The sequence below is a fragment of the Shewanella sp. AS16 genome (assembly GCF_021412365.1).
Lineage (GTDB): Bacteria > Pseudomonadota > Gammaproteobacteria > Enterobacterales > Shewanellaceae > Shewanella > Shewanella salipaludis.
On record NZ_JAKCLK010000022.1, the window covers coordinates 1 to 3,005 of the forward strand.

General features: G+C 59.1%; 1 protein-coding gene. It reads left to right on the forward strand.

The features are described from left to right. On the forward strand, positions 1–3,005 hold a 3,005-nt coding region (locus tag LZP73_RS19065), incomplete at both ends, for a cadherin-like domain-containing protein (RefSeq protein WP_234236492.1).

Sequence of the window (3,005 nt, forward strand, 5' to 3'; positions counted from 1 at the left end):
TTTGGGTGCCATCAGCTATCAATGGCTGCGCGATGGCAGCAATATCAGCGGCGCCACCGGCAGCAGCTATTTGCTGTTGGATGCCGATGTCGGTGCCAGTATCAGTGTCGTTGCCAGCTACACGGATGATCAGGGCACCGCGGAGAGCGTCACTTCCAGCGCCACCGCCGCTGTCGGCAATGTCAACGATGCGCCCACCGGCAGTGTCAGCATCACAGGCACTGCCATCGAAGATCAAAGCTTAACGGCGAGCAATACCTTAGGCGATGCCGACGGCCTCGGCAGCATCAGCTATCAATGGCTGCGCGGCGGCAGCAATATCAGCGGCGCCACCAGTAGCAGCTATTTGCTGCTGGATGCCGATGTCGGCAGCAGCATCAGCGTCGTTGCCAGCTACACCGATAACCAGGGCACGGCGGAGAGCGTCACCTCCAGCGCCACCGCTGCCGTGGCTAACGTCAACGACGCGCCGACTGTCGGTATCAATACCGGCTTGACTTTGGACGAAGGCGCCACAGCACTCATAGGCAACAATGAACTGGCCGCGGCAGATATAGATGATAGCGGCGCAGGACTCACCTTTACCCTGACGACCGGGCCTGTCAGGGGAACCTTATTCGTGGATGCCGATGGCAACGACACCCTGAACCCGGGTGAAGCCTTGGCCATGGACGACACCTTTACGCAACAGGATATAGATGAAGACAAACTGCATTATGTCCATGATGGCAGCGAAATGAACTCAGACAGCTTCATCTTCGATCTGGCCGACGGAGGTGAAAACGGTGCCAATCCGGTTATGGGCACCAGCTTCAACATCACTGTCTCGGCCATCAATGATGCGCCTTCGATTACCGGCGAGGTGTCGAATATCAATTCGGTGTTCGATATCACAGGCGGAGAAGTCACCTCCCCGACCGTCTATGCAGAAACGGACAATGGCATAACCATGACCATCACACTCGATGATGGCAATTTTACAACCCAAGACCTGGGCACCTTCGGGGGGGTAGACGGCGATGCGCTATGGTCGACAGAAGCGGATGCCAGTACCACTGCGACATTCGACTTCTCACATCCTGTTTCCCTGTCGTCTTTACAGTTCTTATTTAATGCAGGAACCAAGTCCGGAACCTATGTTTTTGCTGTCACTTCGGGCACGGGGACCAGCGCCTTCCTGGCTTCAAGCTTCCCAGGTTTCGGCACCAAGCTAAACTTCGGTGATTGGTCAGATGTGACCTCATTTACGCTCATCAATACCAATGGCTTCTCACCCGGAGTCGATACCCTTCAATATACGGCGACCATAAATTTACCCTTGCCGACCGATCTCACATTTACCGAAGATCTGCCCGGCGATGTAAATCTTTCCACTGCCACCCTGATAGATGCGGATAGCAGTGAGATAACTGTGACCCTCAGGGTATCGGATGGCAGCTTCTCCACCCCAGCGGATGGCTCCGGCGCAGGAAACGGCGTGACCGCAACCTTGCTGGATAATACGACAATAACCTTGGTTGGCAGTGCCGACGATATCAATACCTACCTGGAGTCAGGCGGTAATCTGCAGTACAGGGGTGCCGAAAATGCTGCCGGCGACAACTTGGCCAGCTTGACCATCATGGCCAACGACGGCGACGGCAGTGGCGACCTTCAGCTCGCCAGCCTCAATCTGGATGTTACCGCCGTCAACGACGTCCCCACCGGCAATGTCACCATTTCCGGCAACGCCACCGAAGATCAAACCCTGAGTGCCTCCAACACCCTGGCGGATGCCGACGGTTTGGGCAGCATAAGCTACCAATGGCTGCGTAACGGCAGCAGTATCGACGGTGCCACCACCGACAGTTATCTCCTGACCGATGCCGACGTCGGCACAGTGATCAGCGTCAGTGCCGGCTACACAGATGATCTGGGCACGGCCGAAAGTGTTACCTCGAGCGCAACGCCTGAGATAGTGAATGTCAACGATTCCCCCACAGGCAGCGTCACCATCTCAGGCAGCGCCATTGAAGATCAGACCCTCACCGCCGCCAACAGCTTGGCGGACAACGACGGCCTGGGCGCGATAAGCTATCAGTGGCAACGCAACGGCAGCAACATAGCCGGCGCCACAGGCGGCAGCTACTTGCTGACCGACAGCGATGTCGGCGCCGCCATCAGTGTCACTGCAAGCTACACGGACAACCAGGGCACGGCCGAGAGCGTGACCTCCTCGTCCACTGCGGCTGTCGCCAACGTCAACGATGCCCCAACGGGCTCTGTGACCATCTCGGGCTCGCCCATCAGGGCCCAAACCCTGACCGCCGCCAATACCTTGGGCGACGCCGACGGCCTGGGTGCCATCGGCTACCAATGGCTGCGTAACGGCGCAGCCATTGTCGGGGCCACAGGCAGCACTTATGTCCTGGTCACTGCCGATATCGGCACTGCCATCAGCGTCGTTGCCAGCTACACGGATGGTCATGGCACGGCGGAGAACGTCACCTCGGGCAGCACGGCCCTGGTTGAGAACAACAACACGGCGCCGATACTCAGCGCTGGGGCGCTCACCCTGGCCGAAGACGACAGCGCCAGCGCCGTCATCACAGTGACGGATGAAACCCCGGCCCAGGTGGCTCTGAGCATCACCACGCCACCCGCCCATGGCAGCGCCGAGCTCAACGGGAGTTTACTGACCTATGTGCCGACGGCCAACTACAACGGCAGCGACAGCCTGACGCTCGTTGGCGACGATGGTGAATTCCTGTCGGCCCCCCTGACCATAGCCATCACAGTCACCCCTGTGAATGATGCGCCCGTGGCCAACGACGACAGCTTCACCCTGCCGGCCACCGCCGACAACAGCTATAGCCTGGCGGTGCTGGCCAACGACAGCGATGTCGACACCGGGGATACCCTGAGCATCAGCAGCGCCAAGGCCGAGATAGGCAGCGTGACCATTGCCGGGCAGCAGCTGCTCTATAGCGCGCCGGCCAACCTGCACAGCGCCGTCACCCTGGGCT